Origin of the sequence: Nitratireductor mangrovi (assembly GCF_007922615.2) — a bacterium.
GTDB lineage: Bacteria > Pseudomonadota > Alphaproteobacteria > Rhizobiales > Rhizobiaceae > Mangrovimarina > Mangrovimarina mangrovi.
The window spans coordinates 3,870,794-3,890,780 of sequence record NZ_CP042301.2 but is presented as its reverse complement, the minus strand read 5'-3'; the positions used below and the strand labels follow the sequence as shown (position 1 = coordinate 3,890,780).

At 64.5% G+C, this 19,987-nt stretch carries 17 protein-coding genes; 10 read left to right on the top strand and 7 right to left on the bottom strand.

Annotation, left to right across the window (positions count from 1 at the left end; translation table 11 throughout):
* Positions 1 to 13 precede the first annotated feature (13 nt).
* From FQ775_RS19110 to FQ775_RS19100, 3 genes are read right to left on the bottom strand one after another with little or no spacing between them, the layout of a single operon-like run.
* The gene (locus FQ775_RS19110; protein ID WP_146300524.1) at positions 14 to 682 is read right to left on the bottom strand and encodes a hypothetical protein; all 669 of its coding nucleotides are present in this window, start codon (positions 680 to 682) and stop codon (positions 14 to 16) included.
* Positions 679 to 1,059, bottom strand: a complete 381-nt coding sequence (locus FQ775_RS19105; protein ID WP_206064779.1) for a hypothetical protein — start codon at positions 1,057 to 1,059, stop codon at positions 679 to 681. The genes FQ775_RS19110 and FQ775_RS19105 overlap by 4 nt, the downstream gene beginning before the upstream one ends.
* A 9-nt stretch (positions 1,060 to 1,068) precedes the next feature.
* Positions 1,069 to 3,315, bottom strand: a complete 2,247-nt coding sequence (locus FQ775_RS19100; RefSeq protein WP_167813052.1) for a caspase family protein — start codon at positions 3,313 to 3,315, stop codon at positions 1,069 to 1,071.
* 196 nt (positions 3,316 to 3,511) lie between these two features.
* On the opposite strand from FQ775_RS19100, the gene rpe reads away from it, so the two are divergent.
* From rpe to FQ775_RS19085, 3 genes are read left to right on the top strand one after another with little or no spacing between them, the layout of a single operon-like run.
* Positions 3,512 to 4,198: a ribulose-phosphate 3-epimerase gene (rpe, locus tag FQ775_RS19095; protein ID WP_146300521.1), complete on the top strand. Its 687-nt coding sequence runs from the start codon at positions 3,512 to 3,514 to the stop codon at positions 4,196 to 4,198.
* Positions 4,199 to 4,227: 29 nt separating this feature from the next.
* Positions 4,228 to 4,785, top strand: a complete 558-nt coding sequence (locus FQ775_RS19090; RefSeq protein ID WP_146300520.1) for a thioredoxin family protein — start codon at positions 4,228 to 4,230, stop codon at positions 4,783 to 4,785.
* A complete protein-coding gene (locus tag FQ775_RS19085) occupies positions 4,782 to 5,489 on the top strand; it encodes an HAD-IA family hydrolase (protein WP_146300519.1) in 708 nt (235 codons plus the stop codon). The genes FQ775_RS19090 and FQ775_RS19085 overlap by 4 nt, the downstream gene beginning before the upstream one ends.
* Before the next feature lie 9 nt (positions 5,490 to 5,498).
* On the opposite strand, the gene FQ775_RS19080 is transcribed toward FQ775_RS19085, so the two are convergent.
* Positions 5,499 to 6,941, bottom strand: a complete 1,443-nt coding sequence (locus FQ775_RS19080) for a methyl-accepting chemotaxis protein (protein ID WP_167813050.1) — start codon at positions 6,939 to 6,941, stop codon at positions 5,499 to 5,501.
* Between the two features lie 194 nt (positions 6,942 to 7,135).
* On the opposite strand from FQ775_RS19080, the gene FQ775_RS19075 reads away from it, so the two are divergent.
* Entirely contained in the window at positions 7,136 to 7,570 is a 435-nt protein-coding gene (locus FQ775_RS19075) for a Fur family transcriptional regulator (RefSeq protein WP_146300517.1), read from the top strand.
* A 9-nt stretch (positions 7,571 to 7,579) separates the two neighbouring features.
* Here FQ775_RS19075 and FQ775_RS19070 read toward each other — a convergent pair whose 3' ends face one another.
* Together FQ775_RS19070 and polA are read right to left on the bottom strand one after the other, a co-directional pair.
* Positions 7,580 to 8,146 carry a LysE family translocator gene (locus tag FQ775_RS19070; protein WP_146302014.1) on the bottom strand — a complete coding sequence of 189 codons (567 nt, stop codon included), beginning with the start codon at positions 8,144 to 8,146 and terminating at the stop codon, positions 7,580 to 7,582.
* Positions 8,147 to 8,206: 60 nt separating this feature from the next.
* Positions 8,207 to 11,137 carry a DNA polymerase I gene (gene polA, locus FQ775_RS19065; RefSeq protein WP_146300516.1) on the bottom strand — a complete coding sequence of 977 codons (2,931 nt, stop codon included), beginning with the start codon at positions 11,135 to 11,137 and terminating at the stop codon, positions 8,207 to 8,209.
* Between the two features lie 437 nt (positions 11,138 to 11,574).
* Here polA and FQ775_RS19060 point away from each other — a divergent pair, with 437 nt between their 5' ends.
* From FQ775_RS19060 to FQ775_RS19050, 3 genes are all read left to right on the top strand, one after another.
* Positions 11,575 to 12,201 (top strand): hypothetical protein, encoded by a 627-nt coding sequence (locus FQ775_RS19060; RefSeq protein WP_146300515.1) that lies wholly within the window; start codon positions 11,575 to 11,577, stop codon positions 12,199 to 12,201.
* A 95-nt stretch (positions 12,202 to 12,296) separates the two neighbouring features.
* Positions 12,297 to 13,682, top strand: a complete 1,386-nt coding sequence (locus tag FQ775_RS19055) for a dipeptidase (protein WP_146300514.1) — start codon at positions 12,297 to 12,299, stop codon at positions 13,680 to 13,682.
* A 17-nt stretch (positions 13,683 to 13,699) separates the two neighbouring features.
* Positions 13,700 to 14,317, top strand: coding sequence for a ribonuclease D (locus FQ775_RS19050; RefSeq protein WP_146300513.1), 618 nt, complete (start codon positions 13,700 to 13,702; stop codon positions 14,315 to 14,317).
* Between the two features lie 29 nt (positions 14,318 to 14,346).
* On the opposite strand, the gene FQ775_RS19045 is transcribed toward FQ775_RS19050, so the two are convergent.
* Entirely contained in the window at positions 14,347 to 15,462 is a 1,116-nt protein-coding gene (locus FQ775_RS19045; protein WP_146300512.1) for an acyltransferase family protein, read from the bottom strand.
* Positions 15,463 to 15,736: 274 nt separating this feature from the next.
* Here FQ775_RS19045 and FQ775_RS19040 point away from each other — a divergent pair, with 274 nt between their 5' ends.
* The 3 genes from FQ775_RS19040 (at position 15,737) to lysM (ending at position 19,948) form a co-directional block, all read left to right on the top strand.
* Entirely contained in the window at positions 15,737 to 17,926 is a 2,190-nt protein-coding gene (locus tag FQ775_RS19040; RefSeq protein WP_146300511.1) for a transglycosylase domain-containing protein, read from the top strand.
* Positions 17,927 to 18,167: 241 nt separating this feature from the next.
* Positions 18,168 to 19,295 carry a 5-methyltetrahydropteroyltriglutamate--homocysteine S-methyltransferase gene (locus tag FQ775_RS19035; protein WP_146300510.1) on the top strand — a complete coding sequence of 376 codons (1,128 nt, stop codon included), beginning with the start codon at positions 18,168 to 18,170 and terminating at the stop codon, positions 19,293 to 19,295.
* Between the two features lie 137 nt (positions 19,296 to 19,432).
* The gene (gene lysM, locus FQ775_RS19030; RefSeq protein ID WP_146300509.1) at positions 19,433 to 19,948 is read left to right on the top strand and encodes a peptidoglycan-binding protein LysM; all 516 of its coding nucleotides are present in this window, start codon (positions 19,433 to 19,435) and stop codon (positions 19,946 to 19,948) included.
* The last annotated feature ends 39 nt before the right edge of the window (positions 19,949 to 19,987 follow it).

Sequence of the window (19,987 nt, the reverse complement as noted above, 5' to 3'; positions counted from 1 at the left end):
CGATTTCAAGGGGTCAGCGCTCGACCGCGACGTACTCCTCGATCGCACTGGCGAAATTGACCGCTCCGCGTCGCCGTTCCTGCTGCACGAAGCCTGAGAAATAACCCCAGAACGATTTCGCGAAATCGAGGAAATAGGCATCGGCTACGGAGCGGTCGCAGAGATTGCCTTCAACGCAGAACCCCACCCTGCTGAGGAAATAGACGATGCGATCAAACTCGTCGCGGAAATCCGCCAGGGCCATGTCGCCGCCGCTTGCCTTCATCGCCTCGCTGCCGATCTGCTTGTAGTAGATGGTGAGGTCGCTTGCCTTGGGATCGGTGGGCAGAAGGTTCGCGAAGCGTTCGTTGAGCGCGCTCAAGCGCCGGTTCAGGGCCCTCTGCGCCGACTGGTATTCGCTACGCTCCCAGAGTTCCACCAGCTCCAATGTTCGCTCGACCCGTTTTTCCTGGCGCGATTGCAGATATTCGTAGACCGAGAACACGGTCACCAGCACCAGCACGATACGGAGGGCGAAACCGGTCCAGGCATAGCCGAGCATGCGCCAGTCCGGGTCGTTGAAAGGGTTCGCTTCTTCCTTGAGTTCGTGAGCGGGAACGTCGGGAAACGCGGTCACCGTCTCCGGCAACCGCTTGCGCCGGCGTCGCGTTTCCGGCTTGCGTTCGGTACGCTCGCCGCTCATTCGCAGGCACCCAGATCAATGCGGGTCAACGGATCGCGCACCAGCCCCGGCTTTTCGAGCTGGGTCTTGAGACAGTCGAGTTGGGCGCGCGACAGCATGAACTGCAGATCCGGCTCGTCTTCGGTCGACTGGCCGACGGATGGCAATGACGCAACGATGCCTCGGTCCCTTTCGCAATCGCTGAGGTCGACGGCGATGACGCCGTTGCCACGCGTGGCAAGCACGGCGTAGCGCTCGAGCAGGCAAGCGGCCAATGGCGGGTTGATGGCGACCTCGCGAGCGCAGAGCCCGCATGGTTCCACCGACAGGGCGGGGACGGCGGCGACGGTCAACACCATTGCCATCGCCGCTGACAGGAGTTGAGACCGGCGCTCCATCCTCGCTCCTCAGGGCTTGACCGTCCGGACAGGGAGAAGCTGCACCGAGCCGCGCGGGGTCGTTTTGGCCATCCCGCCGAGCGGCTTGACAGCACGTGTTGCGCCGGCATTGCCCATGACCCGGATCAGGTCGGCGATGCTCGCTGGACCGCCGCTGCGCATCACCTGGCGCAAACCATCCTGCGCCAAAATCCCGAGGTCCTCCGTGAGCGTGTTCGGCAGCGCCTCGGTAAAGACCGCAACCATGGTTTCGAGGCCGTAGCTGTCGGTGGTGAACTCCAGGATTTCGGCAGGCACACCCGAGCCCGGCAGGCTTGCGCCCGGCTGCAGCCGCTCCTTGGCCAGATGCGTGATCGAGTAGTCGCTGCCGATGTAGAGAACGTTCAAATCGACCAGCGTGCCGGTATTGTTGGTCGCCAGTAGCGACACGCGGTCGGGCGGCTGGGCAAACGGCATGTTCGTCGACGTGATCGTTTCGGTCGCACCCGAACCCGCCCGTTTCAGAACGAATTCGGCACTGACCTCGCCCGGAGCGAAATCGGACGCCTGGCCGATGCGGCCGAGATTGGTCGCCCGGTAGATACGCGCCAGGTATTGGCCGATCGTCGTGCCGATCGCATCGGCATCGTCGCTCTGCATCACGATCGAAGGCGGTTCGCGTCCGTCCTCCAGCGAAAGCGCCCCGGATTCCGGCAGGAACCACAGGACCGGATCGGGACTGGCGTCAAAACCCGCATCCGGCAGGTCCGCCTTCGCCATCACGGCAAGCCTCAACTCGGCCGCCGCGCCCGGCTCGACCAGTGCGATACGAAACGGCGCCGTCTCACTGGCAGCCAACCTGTCCAGCTGCTCATTCACCAGCGCGAGCTTTTCGGGATGGTTTTCGGAAGGCGCCGGCCGCGCAACGCGGAGCGTGAAGTCCAGATTGCTCGTGATCAGGCGCGCATAGGCGGTTGCCGGGATGTCGCCAGGCGACTTCACCTTGAGCGGGCTCGCGGCAGTTTTGGCCACTTGGCCAATGTCTTCGTTTGCGTCGTCCTTCGCGTCTTCCGGAACCTCGACTGTTACCCGGCTTATGAAATTCTGTGCCGATGTAACCTTGAGGTAGCCGATCGCCTCGTCATCGGTCGCGCCGGGCGTCTCGAGGATAGCCAGGCGGGCACCGGGGGTCACGCCATGCACTGCGCCGGCGGGCAGGGTCACGCCGGTATCGCTGACCGTGATCGGCCATTGCGGCACCACGTCATCGATCTCCGTTCCGAACACCGGCGCGTCGAGATCGCCTTCGAACAGGGGCGTGGTGTCCTTGCGGTTGATGCTCACATAATGCTGCAGAATGCCCTGAGCGAGCTGCCGGTAGCTGACATTCGGATTGGCGCCGATCTGCGAGAAGATCGTGTGCGTGAAAAGGCCGTATTTGGTCGCATCCTTGGCGCCGAGCGGCAGCGGCATCTCCGGCGTCGTCTCATTGGTCTGCGCAGCGAAGAAGGCGACCATTCCACCCTTCTCGCCAGTGCCGGAGCCGGTATCGCCGAACTCCACAGGGGCGTCCGGCTTCATCGGCGTACCGCCCGACAGATCGCGCGTCGCGGCGCCCTCGTAGAGCACCTCGCTCGGCATGCCGACCGCCTCCGGGCCGATCTTGCGTTCGACAACGTCGTCACCCGGTGCGGCGCGGGTCGCAGTGCCCGAATGGCAGGCGTCGAAGACCACCCAGACGAAAGCGCCCTTGCCGCGGATCTTTTCCAGCGCCTTGCCGATGTCGTCGTCGACGAGTGCATTGGGCATGCCCTTGCTGCGGTCGACCCAGCGACCAGTGTCCTTGGGCAGGAAGATTTCGTCGAGCCCGTCGGTCTCGGTCGAAGGGTCGGCAGCCGTCTGCTGGAAGCCATGCCCCGAAAACTGAAGATAGACGAAGTCGTCGCGCTCGACCTTGGCGGCGAGTTCGTCGAGCGACGACAGGATATGCGCCAGCGTCGGCTCGCGCGCGCCCTCGACATCATCGGCGAGCAAGAGCACGTTGGCCTCATCGAACGGCACGTGCGACTGGGTGGTCAGGAAGTCGCGCACGAAGATGGCGTCGTTGCGCGGCCCGATGAGCCAGTTGCTCTTGGAAAGGTTGGGATAGGCGGTAACGCCCACCACCATTGCGTAGTTGGTGCGCGCAAGCGCGGTGCCGCCCGCGGCGAGGACAACCGCAAGCGCGGTACCGCCGACCAGCCCGGCTGCACGCCGAACGAATTTCGTGAACGTCATCATTCACTCCCAAGCCCAGTTTGCCCCAGCGTCATATGGGTTCCCCAACAATGGGGCCGTTTTTTGGAGCGCCATTTAAGGCGCGCGGCGTGATCGAAGGCAAGAGCCCACCATCACCCGCGTGGCGGCGGCGGTTGACAATGCGCAGGGAGGGCGGCAAGCCGTTGGTGTTGCAAAAGGCAAGAGACGCTCGGCGATGACGATTGGAACCATTATTGCGCCATCGGTGCTCGCTTCCGACTTCTCGCGCCTCGGCGAGGAAGTGGAAGCCGTCGCCGCGGCCGGCGCCGACTGGATCCACCTCGACGTCATGGACGGCCACTTCGTGCCCAACATCACCTTCGGCCCATCGGTGATCAAGGCGATCCGGGATCGGACGGACAAGATCTTCGACTGCCACCTGATGATCGCGCCGGCGGATCCCTATCTGGCCGCGTTCGCCGACGCCGGCTGCGACACCATCACCGTGCATGCCGAGGCCGGGCCGCATCTCGACCGCTCGCTGCAGGCTATCCGCACGCTCGGCAAGAAGGCTGGCGTATCGCTCAACCCTTCCACGCCGGAAAGCGTCATCGAATATGTCCTCGACCGGCTCGACCTCATCCTCCTGATGACGGTCAATCCGGGTTTCGGCGGCCAGGCCTTCATCCCCGCGATCGTGGAGAAGACACGCCGCGTCAAGGCGATGATCGGGGCGCGTCCGATCGACATCGAGATCGACGGCGGCATCACGCCGGAGACCGCCCCGCTGGTTGCCGCCGCGGGCGCCAATGTTCTGGTCGCCGGCTCGGCGGTGTTCAAGGGCGGTTCGGAAGCAGCCTACCGCCGGAATATCGGGGCGATCCGGGCCGCGGCGGACGCGGCGCGCGCCGAGGCCGCGTGATGGGCGCATCCCAAGAACGGAGGTAAGAAATGGCCGCCACACCCCCTGTCTGCGAATTCGGCTGGCCGGCGGTCGACGCCATCCTGCCCGGCACGGACGGCAACCAGCATCAGATCTCCGATCTTTGCGGGCCCGGCGGTCTGGTCGTCGCGTTCATCTGCAACCACTGCCCTTACGTGAAGGCGGTGATCTCGCGCATCGTTCGCGACGCCAACGACTTGCAGGAGCACGGCGTCGGTTTCGTTGCCATCAGCGCGAACGACGCCGTCGCCTATCCCGAGGATTCCTTCGACAACATGAAGCTGTTCGCCGAGCGGCATCGCTTCCCTTTCCCCTATCTCTACGACGAGGACCAGCGTATCGCCCGTGCCTATGGCGCTGCCTGCACGCCGGATTTTTATGGGTTCAATGCCGACCTGAAGCTCCAGTATCGCGGCCGCCTCGACGCCTCGCGGCGCGAGGAGGGCCCCGCCGATCTCAGGCGTGACCTTTACGAGGCCATGCTCCAGGTCTCGCGCAGTGGCGAGGGTCCGAAAGACCAGATCGCCTCGATCGGCTGCTCGATCAAGTGGAAGGACGCCGCTTGAGCCGGACCGCAATAGGGTTGCCGGTGCGCGCGGTGCTTTTCGACCTCGACGGCACGCTGGTCGATTCGGTGGCGGACCTGGCTGCAGCCGTCAACGCGGTGCTGGCCGGGCATCGCGAAGCACCGCTGCCGGTCGGCGCGGTGCGCGGCATGGTAGGCAACGGCATTGCCAAGCTAGTCGAGCGAGCCTTTGCCGCTTCAGGCAAGCCCCTGGAGGGGCAGACGCTCGACGAGGCGGTCGCGGAGATGATGGACGCCTATCAAGGCTGTTTGACCGAGCGCACGGTGCTGATGCCGGGCGCGGTCGATGCGGTGGAGTCGCTGCGGGAAGCCGGCTTGCTGCTCGGTCTCGTCACCAACAAGCCGCAGGACGCGACGGGCGCCATCATGGACCATTTCGGCCTTGCCGCCCGGTTCGGCGTGATTGTCGGCGGGCGCGCCGATCTTGCCAGAAAGCCGGCGCCGGACATGCTGCTCGCCGCGCTCGCGCAGTTGTCGGTTGATCCCGAGAATGCGGTCATGGTCGGCGACAGCGCCATTGATGTCGAGGCAGCGCGCAACGCCTGCGTGCGATCAGTGCTGGTGCGCGGCGGCTATGCCGAAGCCGATCCCGATACGCTCGGAGCGGACATCGTCATCGACAATCTGACAGCGCTTGCGGAAGCGTTATTGGCACCACGCGACGTAACCAACGCGATTGCCTGAGAAGCGGCGTCAGGGCTTGTAGCCGATCCGGAAGCCGCCCCAGTGGCGGTTCTTAACGTAGATCGGCGCGGATACGTCCTTCATCAGCACGAAATTTCCGCCACCCATGTCGCGCCGATAGGTCTGCAGCAGGAAGGGTCGCGTGTTGCGGCCGGCGCCGAGCCCGGTGCGGTCCTTGAATATCCGGTGATTGCGGCAGTTTGCGGCGTTCCACACCGGGTCGTCGCCCTGCGGCTTGGAATAGACGAGATTGTGCGTCGGCAGGTAGCCGTTGCGATCGACGGCGGCGCAGAACGCAACGCGTTCGCTGAATTTCAGGATCGGCTCCTGGATTGCCGGCAGCACGCGGTCGGTGAAGGTCGTGAACCGGGTCAACACCTGTTGCGGGTCGGTGCCCGGTACCGGCTCGTAGTTTTCGTCGAAAAGGTCCGAGATGCCGACCTCGCCGGCCTCGACCGCCTGCTCGAAAAGGGCCGCAATCTCGGCGGCGGTGTCGCGGGCCAGCCTGATGAAAGGCGTGTCCGGGGTTTCGATGCCGCTTTCGGCAATGAAGAGGATGAAATTCTCGGAGATGTCGAGGATCGCCTCGGAACGGTCGCCGGCAGCGTCCAGCTTTTCCTGGCAGGCGCGAGCGAGCGTCGCCAGTTTTTGAAGGTCCTCGCGCACCTTCGAGCTCGACACGATGTTGCGCTGCACCGGGTCCGACATGCCGACGATCTTGTCGGTCAGCCCTTCGACGATGGCGACCAGCGACTGGATCGTTCGCGTCGACTCGGCTGCCTGCCCGGAGGATTCGATCGCCGCTTCGGCCGTCGAGGCGCTTTCGCGGCTGTGCTCGAACAGTTCGTCGAGTATTCCTTTCAGCGAGGTGAGGCTCACCTCGTTCTGCTTGGCAAAGGAGCTGATCTGGTCGGCGAGCGTCTTGACCGCGCCGCCTATGACCGCGAAGCCCTTGCCGGCGTCGCCGAGGCGCGCAGCCTCGATGCTGGCGTTGAGCGCGACAAGTTGGGTCTCGCGCGCGATCTCGTTGATGGAGGCGCTGGCGTCGCTGACCTTCTTGATGGTTTCGGCGACCTTGTCGAGCGACGTCGTAAAGCCAAGGACCCGGTTGCTCAGGCCCTGCAGATGGTCGACGGCGCTTCCGATCGTGTCGGCGACCTGGTCGGCACTGGTGCTGAGCACCGTACGCGTTTCCTCGGCCGAGGTCCGCGCCTCCGCCATGGAGGAGGCGAGCAATTCGTTGGTCTTGGCTGTCTCGCGCGCCGAGGTGACGACGGCGCGTACTGATTCCTGCTGATTCTGGCCAATCTTCTGCAGATCTTCGACGATGCCTGCAATATCCGCGATCTCGATTCCGAGCCGGCTGGCGCGGGGGCCGATATCGGAGATGTCGTTGCCCTCGGCGGCGGGCGCAGTCTCATCTGGCTCGATACGAAACTGGGCGATGTTCATGGCACGTCCGGGCTTGCTCAGGTTTAGATCAAATAATCCCATTGCGCTTTACGAATGGTTAAGCCTGTTTGCCTTGGGAGCAACGGCCGCCGGCGCCCATCTCCAGCCTCCGTGCGCTTGCGCCCGCGGCCCGGCTGGCGCACAAAGGCCGCAGTAGAGACAATTTTTCCGGCCATTGTGTGCCAACGATGAGCATGACCGACCAGACCATTGCAGCCAGGGCAAGCCTGACCCGCAACCAGTTGCTGGTGCTCGAAAAGCTTGAGGATGCGGCCGGCCCGCTGAGCGCTTACGCACTGCTCGACCTTTTGCGTGAGCACGGCTTCCGTGCGCCGCTGCAGGTCTATCGGGCGCTCGACCGCCTGATGAAGGACGGCCTTGTCCACCGCCTCGAAAGCCTCAACTCCTTCGTCGCCTGCACCGGAGAGCATTCCCACCTGCACGGCATCACCGCCTTTGCCATTTGCGAGACATGCGGCCAGGTGGCCGAGTTCGCCGACCCGGTCGTCGGCAAACGCCTGGAGAGCTGGGTCAGCGAAAGCGGCTTCCGGCCCAACAAGGCGGTCATAGAGTTTCGTGGGCTGTGCGCGCCCTGTGCGGCCGCCGAGCGCGACCATCGCGCCCGCTGAGGGATCGCCCTACTGCGCGGTCGAGAAGCCGAACCAGATGGCGACCGCGGCCAAAAGCAGCGAGAGCCCGCGGCGCGCCATCTTTTCACGCCTTGGATCGTTCAGCGTCGGTTCCAGCGTGCCCGCGAGAACAACGATGACCGCGTGCACCACCGTCGCCACACCCACAAAAACAGCGGTCAGCGCCAAGGTCTGTTCCGCAACCGGGCGGGAAGCATCGACAAAGGTCGGCAGAACCGTGACGTAGAACAAGGCTGCCTTCGGATTGAGCAGGTTCGTGATGAGCCCGCGGTAGAAGTACCGGCTTTGATGGCCATCCGCCGACGCCACGACGTCTCCCGTACCGCGCCACCCTTCCCAGGCGAGATAGAGCAGAAATGCGATACCAGCCCAGCGCAGCCCCTCATAGAGAAGCGGCGAGGCCTGGATGAGTTCGGCAACGCCGAAAGCCGCGATCGTGCCGACAACCGCCAGGCCGAGAGCGATGCCGGCGACCGTGGCGAAGCCGGCGCGTCGTCCTTCTCCGGCCGAAACGATGGCCAGATAGGTCATGTTGGGACCGGGCGTAAGCTCCATCAGCAGCGATGCCAAGGCAAACGACAGCAGGGCGGACAGGCTTGGGCCGAGGGCTTCCAATCAGTGTGCCTCGTCCCAGTTGTCGGCGGCGCGGGCATCGACCTGCAGCGGCACAGCCATCGAGATCGCGGGCATCGCCGCGTTCTCCATGACCTCTCGGATCACCGGAATCGCCTTGTCGACGTCCGCCTCGCGCGCTTCGAAGATCAACTCGTCATGCACCTGCAGCAGCATCCGCACCTCGGCTAGGCCCGCATCGGCGAGTGCCCCATCCATGCGCACCATGGCACGGCGGATGATGTCGGCCGCCGAGCCCTGGATCGGTGCGTTGATGGCGGCACGCTCGTTGAAAGCGCGATGATGCGGGTTGGACGAACGGATTTCGGGGTAGTGCGCCCGCCGGCCGAAGATGGTCTCGACATAACCTTTTTCGCGCGCGTGTTCCTTGGTCCGGTCCATGTAGTCGCGGATACCGGGGAAGCGCTCGAAGTATTTCTTGATGTAGGCGCTCGCCTCCTCGCGCGGGATCGAAAGCTGGTTCGCAAGTCCGAACGCCGAGATGCCGTAGATGATGCCGAAATTGATCGCCTTGGCCCGCCGCCTGACGTCTGGCGGCATGTCCTCGACCGGCATGTTGAACATCTCCGAGGCGGTCATGGCATGGATGTCGACGCCATCGGCGAAGGCCTGCCTGAGCTGCGGAATATCGGCGATGTGCGCCAGCACCCGCAACTCGATCTGGCTGTAGTCGGCGGAGATCAGCCTGTTGCCTGGCTCGGCGATGAAGGCGGTGCGGATCTTCCGCCCTTCGACCGTCCGGATCGGGATGTTCTGCAGGTTCGGCTCCGATGACGAAAGGCGTCCGGTCGAGGTCGAGGCAAGCGCATAGGACGTGTGCACCCGTTTGGTTTCCGGGTTGATGTAGCCGGGCAGCGCGTCGGTATAAGTGGATTTCAGCTTGGTCACCTGGCGCCAGTCGACGATCTTGCGCGGCAGTTCGTGGCCCTCGGCGGCGAGATCCTCCAAAATTTGCGCCGAGGTCGACCATTGCCCGGTCGCCGTCTTGCGTGCACCGGAAAGGCCCATCTTGCCGAAAAGGATGTCGCCGAGTTGTTTCGGGGAGCCGATATTAAAGCGCTCGCCGGCGGTCTCGTAGATCTCCTCCTCGATAGCCGCCGCCGTCTGCGAGAAGTCACCGGAAAGCCGCGAGAGTATCTGGCGGTCGACGGCGATCCCGCGCTGCTCCATGCGGCCGATCACCTCGACGAGCGGACGCTCGAGACGCTCATAAACACTGACCAGACCGTCCGCGGCCAGCCGCGGCTTCAACACCTGCCAGAGCCTCAGCGCGACGTCGGCTCCTTCGCCCGCATAGGGCGTGGCGTCGGCTATCTCGACGGTTTCGAACCGAAGCTGGTTGCGGCCGGAGCCGGTGATTTCCTTGAGCGGCATGGGTGCGTGTCCGAGCCAGCGTTCCGACAGCGCTTCAAGGCCCTGCGCCCCGAGGCCGGCATCCAGTACGTAGGAGATCAGCATGGTGTCGTCGACCGGCGTCACGGCGACCCCGTGCTGAAGCAGAAGCAGCCAGTCATGCTTGATGTTCTGGCCGACCTTGAGCACCCCTGGGTCGGAGAACAGCGGCGCCAGCGCATCCAGGGCGGCGCGCAGAGAGACCTGCCCCTCGACAAGGCCGCCGCCGAGAAGATCGCCGTCGCGCGACTTGTGGCCGAGCGGCAGATAAGCGGCGCGGCCCGGCGCAACGGCGAGCGAGATGCCGGTCAGATCCGCCTGCATCGGGTCGATCGAGGTCGATTCGGTGTCGATGGCCACGACGCCGGCTTCTCGCGCTTCGGCAATCCACGCGTCCAGCGTCTTGATATCGACGATCGTTTCGTAGCCAGAACGGTCGAAAGGTATCGCGCCGGCCATCTCGGCGCGTTTCCCGGCAAGCTCGGCGGGCGTCGCATAAACATTGCCCGTGTCCGGTCTGGTCGGTCCGCCGAGAGCCTTGGCGGCGGCCTTGCCGGCCCCGACGTCCGGCCCGTGAGCGGCCGCGCCGGCCTCGATCTCCAGTGCCGTCGCCGCTATGCCGCTCGGATCGGCGCCGGTCGCCTCCGCCACCCGTCGCGTCAGGCTCGAAAATTCCATGGCCTTGCAGAAGGCGATCAGCTTCGGCCCGTCGGGCGGCCTCAGTACGAAGTCGGCAAGGCCCTCGACCACCGGCGCGTCGTCCTTGAGCCGGACCAGTTCACGCGAGATGCGCGCCTTGTCGGCATTCTCGATGATGTTTTCGCGCCGCTTGTTCTGCTTGATCTCGCCAGCACGCGCCAGAAGGGTGTCGAGATCGCCGAACTCCTCGAGCAGTTGCGCCGCCGTCTTCGGGCCGATACCAGGTATGCCGGGTACGTTGTCGACCGAATCGCCGGTCAAGGCCTGCAGATCGATCATCTTTTCCGGCGGCACGCCCCATTTCTCGATCACTTCCGGCACCCGGATCTCACGATCCTTCATCGGGTCGTACATCGACACGGCATCGCCCACGAGCTGCATCAGGTCCTTGTCGGACGACACGATGGTGGCGTCGCCGCCTGCCTCGCGGGCCAGCCGCGCATAGGTGGCGATCAGGTCGTCGGCCTCGTAACCTTCCAGCTCGATGCAGGGCAGGTCGAAGGCGCGCGTCGCCTCGCGGATCAGTCCGAACTGCGGCACCAGATCTTCAGGCGGCTCCGAGCGGTTGGCCTTGTATTCGGGGAAGATCTCGCTGCGAAACGTCTTCGAGGAATAATCGAAGATGACGGCGAAATGGGTCGGCGTAACGCCGACGTCCGTGTTGCGGGCGTCCTGAAGCAGCTTCCACAGCATGTTGCAGAAGCCGGAGACCGCGCCGACCGGCAGGCCGTCCGACTTGCGCGTCAGTGGCGGCAGCGCGTGATAGGCGCGAAAGATGTAGCCGGAGCCGTCGACGAGGAAGAGATGATCGCCTTTTTTCATGGCGAGAAGGGATAGCGTGCCGGGTCTGTGAAATCCATGCGAAACGACGCCGGAACCCCGCCCTCCTGCCAGATGGCCGGCGCCGCGTTATTCACGGGTTTGTTACACAGTTGTAATGTTGGCGCCCTTGAATCGCCATTTTCAAAAACCATCTTCCAAGGCATCGGCAGTTTTTGCCGAGTTCGGTCAAAGGCCCGTCCCCCGCCTCGCCGGACAACAGCGGCAGCCGCATCCCCCCTCTCCGGGCTGCCGCACATAGTAAGGCCACCGTGGTTCCCCCCTCCACCACGGTGGCCATTTTCTTTTCCGGGCCACTGTTTCGGCCCCCTCGCGAAGCGCGACATCGTCGGTTGGTTTAACGGAAAGATTGGCAATTCGACGCATCCTGCGTTCGTTGGGCCCCGTGGCCGATCAGCATGCCAAGAATACAGGGCGCCATGACCGAAAGCCTTCGTTTCGTCCAGAAAAGAGCCGCGGTTGCTGACCTGCCCGCGGGAATCGCGGTGCGCTATGAGGTGTGCCCGGAGCAGGACGGCGACATGCAGGAGCCTCGTTTCGTTTTCGATCTGCCAAAGGCACATCTTGGCAACGGCGCGCATTGCCGGCGCGCCGACGGCGCTGCGTTCGAGGTCACCTGGTCGGCACGCGAACCTGGCACCTGGCGGCTCAAGGAGTCTTCCGGCGATCTCGTTGCCGTCGCCTCGCGGCGCGGTGCGCTCAAATCCGGCATCCGCCTGACCGGGGCTCGTGGCGATACGCTGGCCGAGTTCGTGGACCCTGCCGGCCTGTCCGAACAAATCCTCCGCTCAGCCCTCAGCAGCGGCAACGACACTTACGTCTGTCTTGCCGGCGGCAAGCCCGTCGCCCGACTGGCGCGCTTGCCGCGCGGCGGCGAGAGGCCGTCCGGCATGCTGGGTCGGCTGAAAGGCCTGCTTGCGACCTTCGACTGGGTGCTCGTCCCACAGGATGGCGCTACGGCCTGCCTCCGGGAAGAGGTGGAGCCGTTGCCCCTGTGCTTTGCCGCATTGGTAGCGATCGTAGATCTGGAATTCGCCGGCGCCTGAAATCTCGGGGTGGTCATCTCGACGCCTTTCCTTTCCCCGCCGGACGGGGATAGGATCGCGCCCGTTTCCAGAACTCCCGCCGATCGAGGAACTTCATGCCCGCACTTGCCTCCGTCCTGTCCCGGATCGACACCGATCTCGACGCCAGCCTCGAACGCCTTTTCGCGCTGTTGCGCATCCCCTCGATCTCCACCGATCCGGCATACCGCAAAAACTGCCGCGAAGCGGCCGAATGGCTGGTCAAGGACCTCGAATCGATGGGTTTCTCGGCGTCGGTGCGCGATACGAAAGGCCATCCAATGGTCGTCGCGCATCACGACGGTGCCACGCCGGACGCGCCGCACGTGCTCTTTTACGGGCATTACGACGTGCAGCCCGTCGACCCGCTCGATCTTTGGCAAGACGATCCGTTCGCGCCTGCGGTCAAGAACGGCGCCGGCCGCAAGATCATTACCGGACGCGGCGCGGCGGACGACAAGGGTCAGCTGATGACCTTCGTCGAGGCGTGCCGGGCATGGAAGGCCGAGACCGGCAGCCTGCCGGTAAAGGTTACCATCCTGTTCGAGGGCGAGGAGGAATCGGGCTCGCCGTCGCTTAAACCCTTCCTCGAGGCCAACGCCGACGAGTTGAAGGCCGATTTCGCCATGGTCTGCGACACCGGCATGTGGGATGCCGAGACGCCGGCCATCTCCACCGCCCTGCGCGGGCTGGTCGGCGACGAGATCAAGGTGAAGGCTGCCAATCGCGACCTGCATTCCGGGCTCTACGGAGGTGCCGCCGCCAATCCCATCCACATTCTCGCCAGAGTGCTGGCCGACATCCACGACGAAACCGGCCGCGTCACCATCCCGGGCTTCTACGACGGCGTCGAGGAAACACCGGCGGACGTGCTCGCGACCTGGGAAAAGCTCGGCCGCGGCGCCGACACTTTCCTCTCCGATATCGGACTGTCAATACCGGCCGGCGAGAAGGGGCGCTCGGTGCTGGAACTCACCTGGGCGCGTCCGACAGCCGAGGTCAATGGCATTTCCGGCGGTTACGAGGGCGAAGGCTTCAAGACCGTCATCGCCTCGGAAGCCTCGGCCAAGGTCTCGTTCCGGCTCGTGCACCGGCAGGATCCGGTCAAGATACGCGCCGCCTTCCGCGAGTTCGTAAAGGCGCGCATCCCTGCCGACTGCTCCGTGTCCTTCACCGAACATGGCTCTTCACCCGCGATCCACCTTCCTTTCGATTCGCCGCTGCTGCAGAAGGCCAAGGCCGCACTTTCGGACGAGTGGCCGAACGAGGCGGTGATGATCGCCATGGGCGGCTCGATCCCGATCGTCGGCGATTTCCAGAAGATGCTCGGCATGGACTCGCTGCTCGTCGGCTTCGGCCTGCCCGACGACCGCGTCCATTCGCCCAACGAGAAATACGAGATGTCGTCCTTCCACGGCGGTCAGCGCTCCTGGGCGCGCATTCTCGACGCCATCGCCCGCTGAGCCGCCGGAGCCGCACAATGACCATACGCTTTCACCGCAACGATCTGCCCGACCTTGCCCGGTACGATGTCGAGGCGATCGCCATAGACACCGAGACGCTGGGGCTGAACCCTCATCGCGACCGGCTTTGCGTCGTCCAGCTATCGCCCGGCGATGGCTCCGCCGACGTCGTCCAGATCGACCGCGGCCAGAAGAAGGCGCCCCATCTCGTCAGCCTGCTGCGAAACCGCAAGGTCACCAAGATCTTCCACTATGCCCGCTTCGACCTGGCGGTGCTGTCGAACGCCTTCGGGGCGATGCCGCAGCCGGTTTTCTGCACCAAGATCGCCTCCCGGCTCACCCGCACCTATACGGACCGCCACGGTCTCAAAGACATCTGCGCCGAGTTGCTGGGCGTACCGCTGTCGAAGGCGCAGCAGTCATCCGACTGGGCGGCCGAGATCCTTTCAGCGGAGCAGCTCGAATATGCCGCCTCTGACGTGCTCCATCTCCATGCCTTGCGCGAAGCGCTGGTCGGGCGGCTGGCGCGGGAAGGCCGCACGGCCGAGGCCGAGGCCTGTTTCCGCTTCCTGCCGACCCGCGCGCGGCTGGACCTGATGGGCTGGGGAGAAGAAGACATCTTCGCCCATAGCTGAGGCTTGGCCCGAAGGCCGCACGCCTCGATCTAGTCTGCCCCGGCTCCGGCAACGTGTCGACGCGGTGCGACCGGCCGGTCAATCACAGCCCAGCCCGGACGCTCGAACAGGAAGCCGCCGTAGCCGGTGAGCCTGACCAGCGCGTAAAGCACCACCGGCCCGGTGACGCCGGCCAGCGTCGTGAGCGCGCTGATCGTGCCGACGTCGGTGATGATGCCTGTCTTCAGCAATACCAGGCGGGTCGTCGCCATCGGCAGGAAGAAGGCGAGATAGACGACGATCGAGTGCGCACCCAGCCAGCGCAGCCATCTCACCCAGGGAGCGCTCGCCAGCAGGGCGGCGACCGCAACCACAACGAGGGTGCCGACCGTGCCCAGGACGATCGACACGAACGGCAGTTCGGCAATGCCGCCGGTGCTGCCTGAATCGCCGATGTCAAGCTGCAGGAACGGGGCCAGCGCCTCCGGCGCCGGGGTGAAGACCAGAGCCGCATTGACAGGCGCCCAGAGTGCTATGGCGATGAGCGTCAGCGCAGGATTGCGCCTGGCCCTTTCCGCAAAGGCGAAGATGAGCGGCGCGAAGGCATAACCAACGAAGAAATAGAAGAAGCGGCCCGCGAATTCGTCATAGGTGATCGATCCGGTACGTACCGGCAGGATCTCCATCACCGCCGCCCAGCACAGCATCAGCCAGAGCGGCAGGCTTGCTGTCAGCCGGGTAAAGACGAAGAAGATCGGCAACAGGTAGATGAACCAGAGCGTGCCGAACGGCTGCACGAAGGCAAAGAGATAGGCTTCAAGAGGTGCGCTCCACCCGCCGTCCACTACCATGCCCGGCGCCTTGAAGACGAACTGGATCGTCAGCCACAGTACGTAGAAATAGACGAAATGCACGACCTTACGGTCGAGATAGCGCCGCCACGGCCGGTCGATGACCAGACCCAGGAACAGACCCGAAATCAGGAAGAAGTCCGGCATGCGGAACGGCCGCGCGAAAGCGACGGCGTAGTGCATCCAGCCATCCTCGCCGGCGGCGACCTCGACCCCGAGCGTGGCGTGAACCATCACCACCAGGATGATGCAGAACCCCTTGGCGAGGTCGACCCAGTCGACCCGATCGCCGTAATGTCCGCTTGCGCGCAGCATGAGCCCTCTCCGATAAGGCGGAATCTAGCCGCAAGCGGCGACGAAAGGCTTAAGCCGACCCCGCCGAAGACGTTGGGCTTCGCCCTTCGGGCAACATGGTTAGGCGGAGGTTAGCACTGCGCGCGGGCTTGGAGGCGCGGCGGCGGCAAGTTGTCTCTTTGCGTTCCTGGGAGACGGAACGAGCCTCGCCAGCCGCCAACCGCCGCTTAACCCGCCCTTAAACCCCCGAACCTACTGTCCAATTCGCGTCCGGAACGGGGATGGCGGACAGTTCATGACGAGGCGAAAGCCAACAGCGCGGATCGAGCCGACCTTCGAGGGATCGAGGGCAAAAAGGCGCGCGCCCGCCGGTGGCGCGGCCCGGCCGAAATCCTCCAAGGCGGCGACTGGGAAGTCCGGCGGCAACCGCAAGACGCCGGTTCGGGGCGGCGGCGCCCGCCGCAAGACGACCCGGCGCGCACGTGGCGCGATCTGGTCGCTCATCCGCGGAGCGTCCTACTGGGGGCTGGTCTTTGCCATCTGGGCCGGTATCGCGGGCGCGGCGCTGGTCGCCTTCTACGGCGCGCGCATGCCCAGCGCGACCACATGGTCGGTGCCGGACCGGCCGCCCAACGTCAAGATTCTTGCGGTCGATGGCGACCTAATCGCCAATCGCGGCATGACAGGCGGCGAGGCGGTCGGCCTGCACGAGATGTCGCCCTACATCCCGCAGGCCGTCATCGCCATCGAGGACCGGCGCTTCTATTCGCATTTCGGCGTCGACCCGCTCGGGCTGGCCCGCGCCATGTTCGCCAACATCGTGGAGGGGCGTCTGGTCCAGGGCGGCTCTACCCTCACCCAGCAGCTTGCCAAGAACCTGTTTCTTGAGCCCGACCGCACCATCGAGCGCAAGGTGCAGGAGGTGCTTCTGGCGCTGTGGCTGGAGCACAGGCATACCAAGGCCCAGATCCTGGAAATGTATCTGAACCGGGTCTATTTCGGCTCCGGTTCCTATGGTGTCGAAGCGGCGTCGAGGCGCTATTTCAACAAGTCGGCGCGCGAAGTCTCGCTGCCGGAGGCAGCCCTTCTCGCAGGGCTCCTGAAGGCACCGTCGCGGCTGTCGCCGGCCCGCGATCCGAAGGCCGCCGAGGCGCGCGCGCAGCTGGTGCTCGCCGCCATGAACGACCAGGGCCTGATCAACGGCCGCGAGCTGACGACCGCCATGAGTGCACCGGCAACGCGCGCAGCGGCCTACTGGACGGGTTCGGAGCACTATGTCGCCGACCGCATCATGGAGGAACTGCCGGGGCTGATTGGCGATGTACGTGCCGACGTCGTCGTCGAGACGACGGTCGACCTCACCTTGCAGAAGCTCGCAGAACGGTCGATCCGCCGCCTGATCGGCGAAAACGGCGACAAGCGCCGGGTCAGCCAGGGCGCCCTGGTCTCCATAGACGGAACCGGCGCCGTGCGCGCCATGGTCGGCGGCTACGATTATGCCAACAGCCAGTTCGACCGCGCCTCGGAGGCGCGCCGCCAGCCGGGCTCGGCATTCAAGCCGTTCGTGTTTCTGGCCGCACTCGAAGCCGGCCGCACCCCGGAAAGCATGCGCAACGACGCACCGGTACGGATCGGCAAATGGACGCCCGACAATTACAACGGCAAATATTACGGACGCGTCACGCTGGCCACCGCGCTCGCCAAATCGCTCAATTCGGTCTCGGCCCAGCTCGCCATGGAGGTCGGCCCGCGCGCGGTCGTGGATACCGCGCGCCGGCTCGGCATCGAATCGAAACTTGCCGCCAACACGTCGATCGCTCTCGGCACCTCGGAAGTAACGCCGCTCGAAATCACCGCGGCCTATGTGCCCTTTGCCAATGGCGGCTATCGTCCCTCGGTGCATTTCGTAAGACGGGTAAAGACGTTGACCGGCAAGCTGCTCTACGAGCACAAGCCGGCCTCGATTCCGCGCGTGATCAGCGCCGAGCACGTCGCCATGATGAACCAGATGATGGCCGAGACCGTGCGCTCGGGCACCGCGCGAAACGCAGCCTTTGGCTGGCCGGCGGCCGGCAAGACCGGCACCAGCCAGAATTCGCGCGACGCCTGGTTCATCGGCTACACGGCAAACCTCACTACCGGCGTCTGGTTCGGCAATGACGACGGCACGCCGACGAAGAACGTTACCGGCGGCTCGCTCCCGGCTCTGGCCTGGCACGAATTCATGGTTGCCGCCCACAAGGGCGTCGCAGTGAAAGTGCTGCCCGGCGCCGGCTGGCGTGGCCCGGTGACCGCCGAGACACGGGAAGCCGCCCCGCGTCCGGTAAAGCCGGTCGGTACCACCTCGGTCGGCGAAAGGGATGCGGACGGCTTTGCACCACCGGTCGAACGCTCGACCACCGCCTCGATCCCGCGCCCGAAGGCCGAGGTCGGCGGCGAACGCCGCTCGACCGGCTCCATCATGGATATCATTCTCGGAAACTGAATAAAGCCAACGCCGCCTTGGCGGCACGTACCCGGCTTGAACATGCCCGGCCCTACTACCAACGAGACCGGATCAGGCTGTGCGTTCTCCGGTCGAACTCCGACATATTGCGGCCCGACGGGTTGATCGTGGCTCGCCGCAGAATGTATACACGGCGACGGAATTTCGATTACCGACGTGACGACCGCAGACCGCTTCCCCGACGCGCGACGTGTTCTCAACGCCGGGTCAGGGAGACATCATGCCAGCCACCACCGCCACACCGCCCTATCGCGCAGACCATGTCGGCAGCCTGTTGCGGCCCGCCGCCGTCAAGGAGGCGCGCAAGCGCTTTTACGAAGACAAAGCTATTGACGCTGAGGAACTGAAAGCGGTCGAGGACGAGGCGATCCGCGACGCGGTGAAAATGCAGGAAAATGCCGGGCTGCTCGCGGTAACGGACGGCGAGTACCGGCGCTCGTTCTGGCACTACGACTTCATGGGTGGCCTCAGCGGCTTCGATCTCGAAGAACGCGACGAGGGCGTGCAGTTCCACGGCGTCAAGCTGAGGCCGATCTTTCCGACGATCAAGGACAAGCTCGATTTCCCCGACGACCACCCGATGCTGGACCATTTCAGCTACGTTGCGTCGGTCACCGGGGTGACGCCGAAAATCTCGATCCCTGGCCCGTCCTGCTGCCATTTCCGCACCGCCAAGGCCGACATCCATCCGAAAGAATATGCCGACGACGAGGTGCTGTTCGCGGATATCGCCAAGACCTATGCCAAGGCAGTGAAGGCCTTTTACGACGCCGGCTGCCGCTACCTGCAGATGGACGACATCTTTTTTGCCTATCTGTGCGACCCCAAGCACCGCGCCGACAAGCAGGCCGTGGGCGAAGATCCCGACTGGCTGATCGACCGCTATGCCTGGATGATGCACGAAGCGATCAAGGACCGGCCCGATGACATGCTGATCGGCATGCATATGTGCCGCGGCAATTTTGTCTCCACCTACGCCGCCGAGGGCGCCTACGACCCGGCTGCCGACGCGATCTTCAACAAGACCGGCGTCGACATCTACTTCATGGAATACGACACCGAACGCGCCGGCGGACTGGAGCCGCTCAGGCTGCTGCCGAAAGGCAGCAAGCGCGTGCTGCCGGGCTTCATCACAACCAAGGTCGGTGAACTGGAGAAGCTCGACGAACTCAAGCGGAAGTTCGACGAGGCCGGCAAGCATGCCGATATCGGCCAGCTCGGTATTGCCCCGCAATGCGGCTTCGCCTCGACCGAGGAGGGCAACAAGGTCACCGAGGACGACCAGAAGCGCAAACTCGACCTGGTGGTGAAGACGGCCGAGGCGATCTGGGGCGGCGTCGACAAATAGGGGTTCCGGCGGGGGCCGGGTTCCGCCGGGCGGGTCGCCGAGATTCGAGACCGCCCGGCGGAAGCTCCACGGTCTTCCATTTGTCGCAGGCAAATGCAAAGTTTTCGAGCTGCAACATCAAGTGGAGGCCTGGTGCCATGGGAATCTTCGACTTCGTCAAATCTGTGGGAAAGAAAATCGGCATCGGCGGTGACGACGAAGCGCCGGACGCCGACGCCGTCAAGAAGGAGCTCGATTCCTACAAGCTCGGCACCGACAAGGTCGACGTGGCCGTCGAAGGCGACAAGGTGGTTCTGAAGGGCGTGGTTTCCGACCAGTCGGTGTTCGAGAAGGCCGTCGTCGCGGTCGGCAACACGCTCGGCATCTCCAAGGTCGAGGCAGGCGAACTCAAGGTCGTGGCGCCAGAATCCGGACTGAAGCTCGACAGCGTCGACATGACCGAGCTGGTGGCGGCGGCAACGCCGGCCAAGGCGCCGGTCTTCCATACGGTAGAGAAGGGCGACAATCTCTGGAAGATCGCCGAGAAGGCCTATGGCAAAGGCAAAGGTAACAAATACACGGTCATTTTCGAGGCCAACCGGCCGATGCTGTCCGACCCGGACAAGATCTATCCAGGGCAGGTGCTGCGTATCCCCGAGCTTGCCGACGCATAGACTTCGGCGACGCCAGCCCGTTTTCGGGTTGTCATCGAC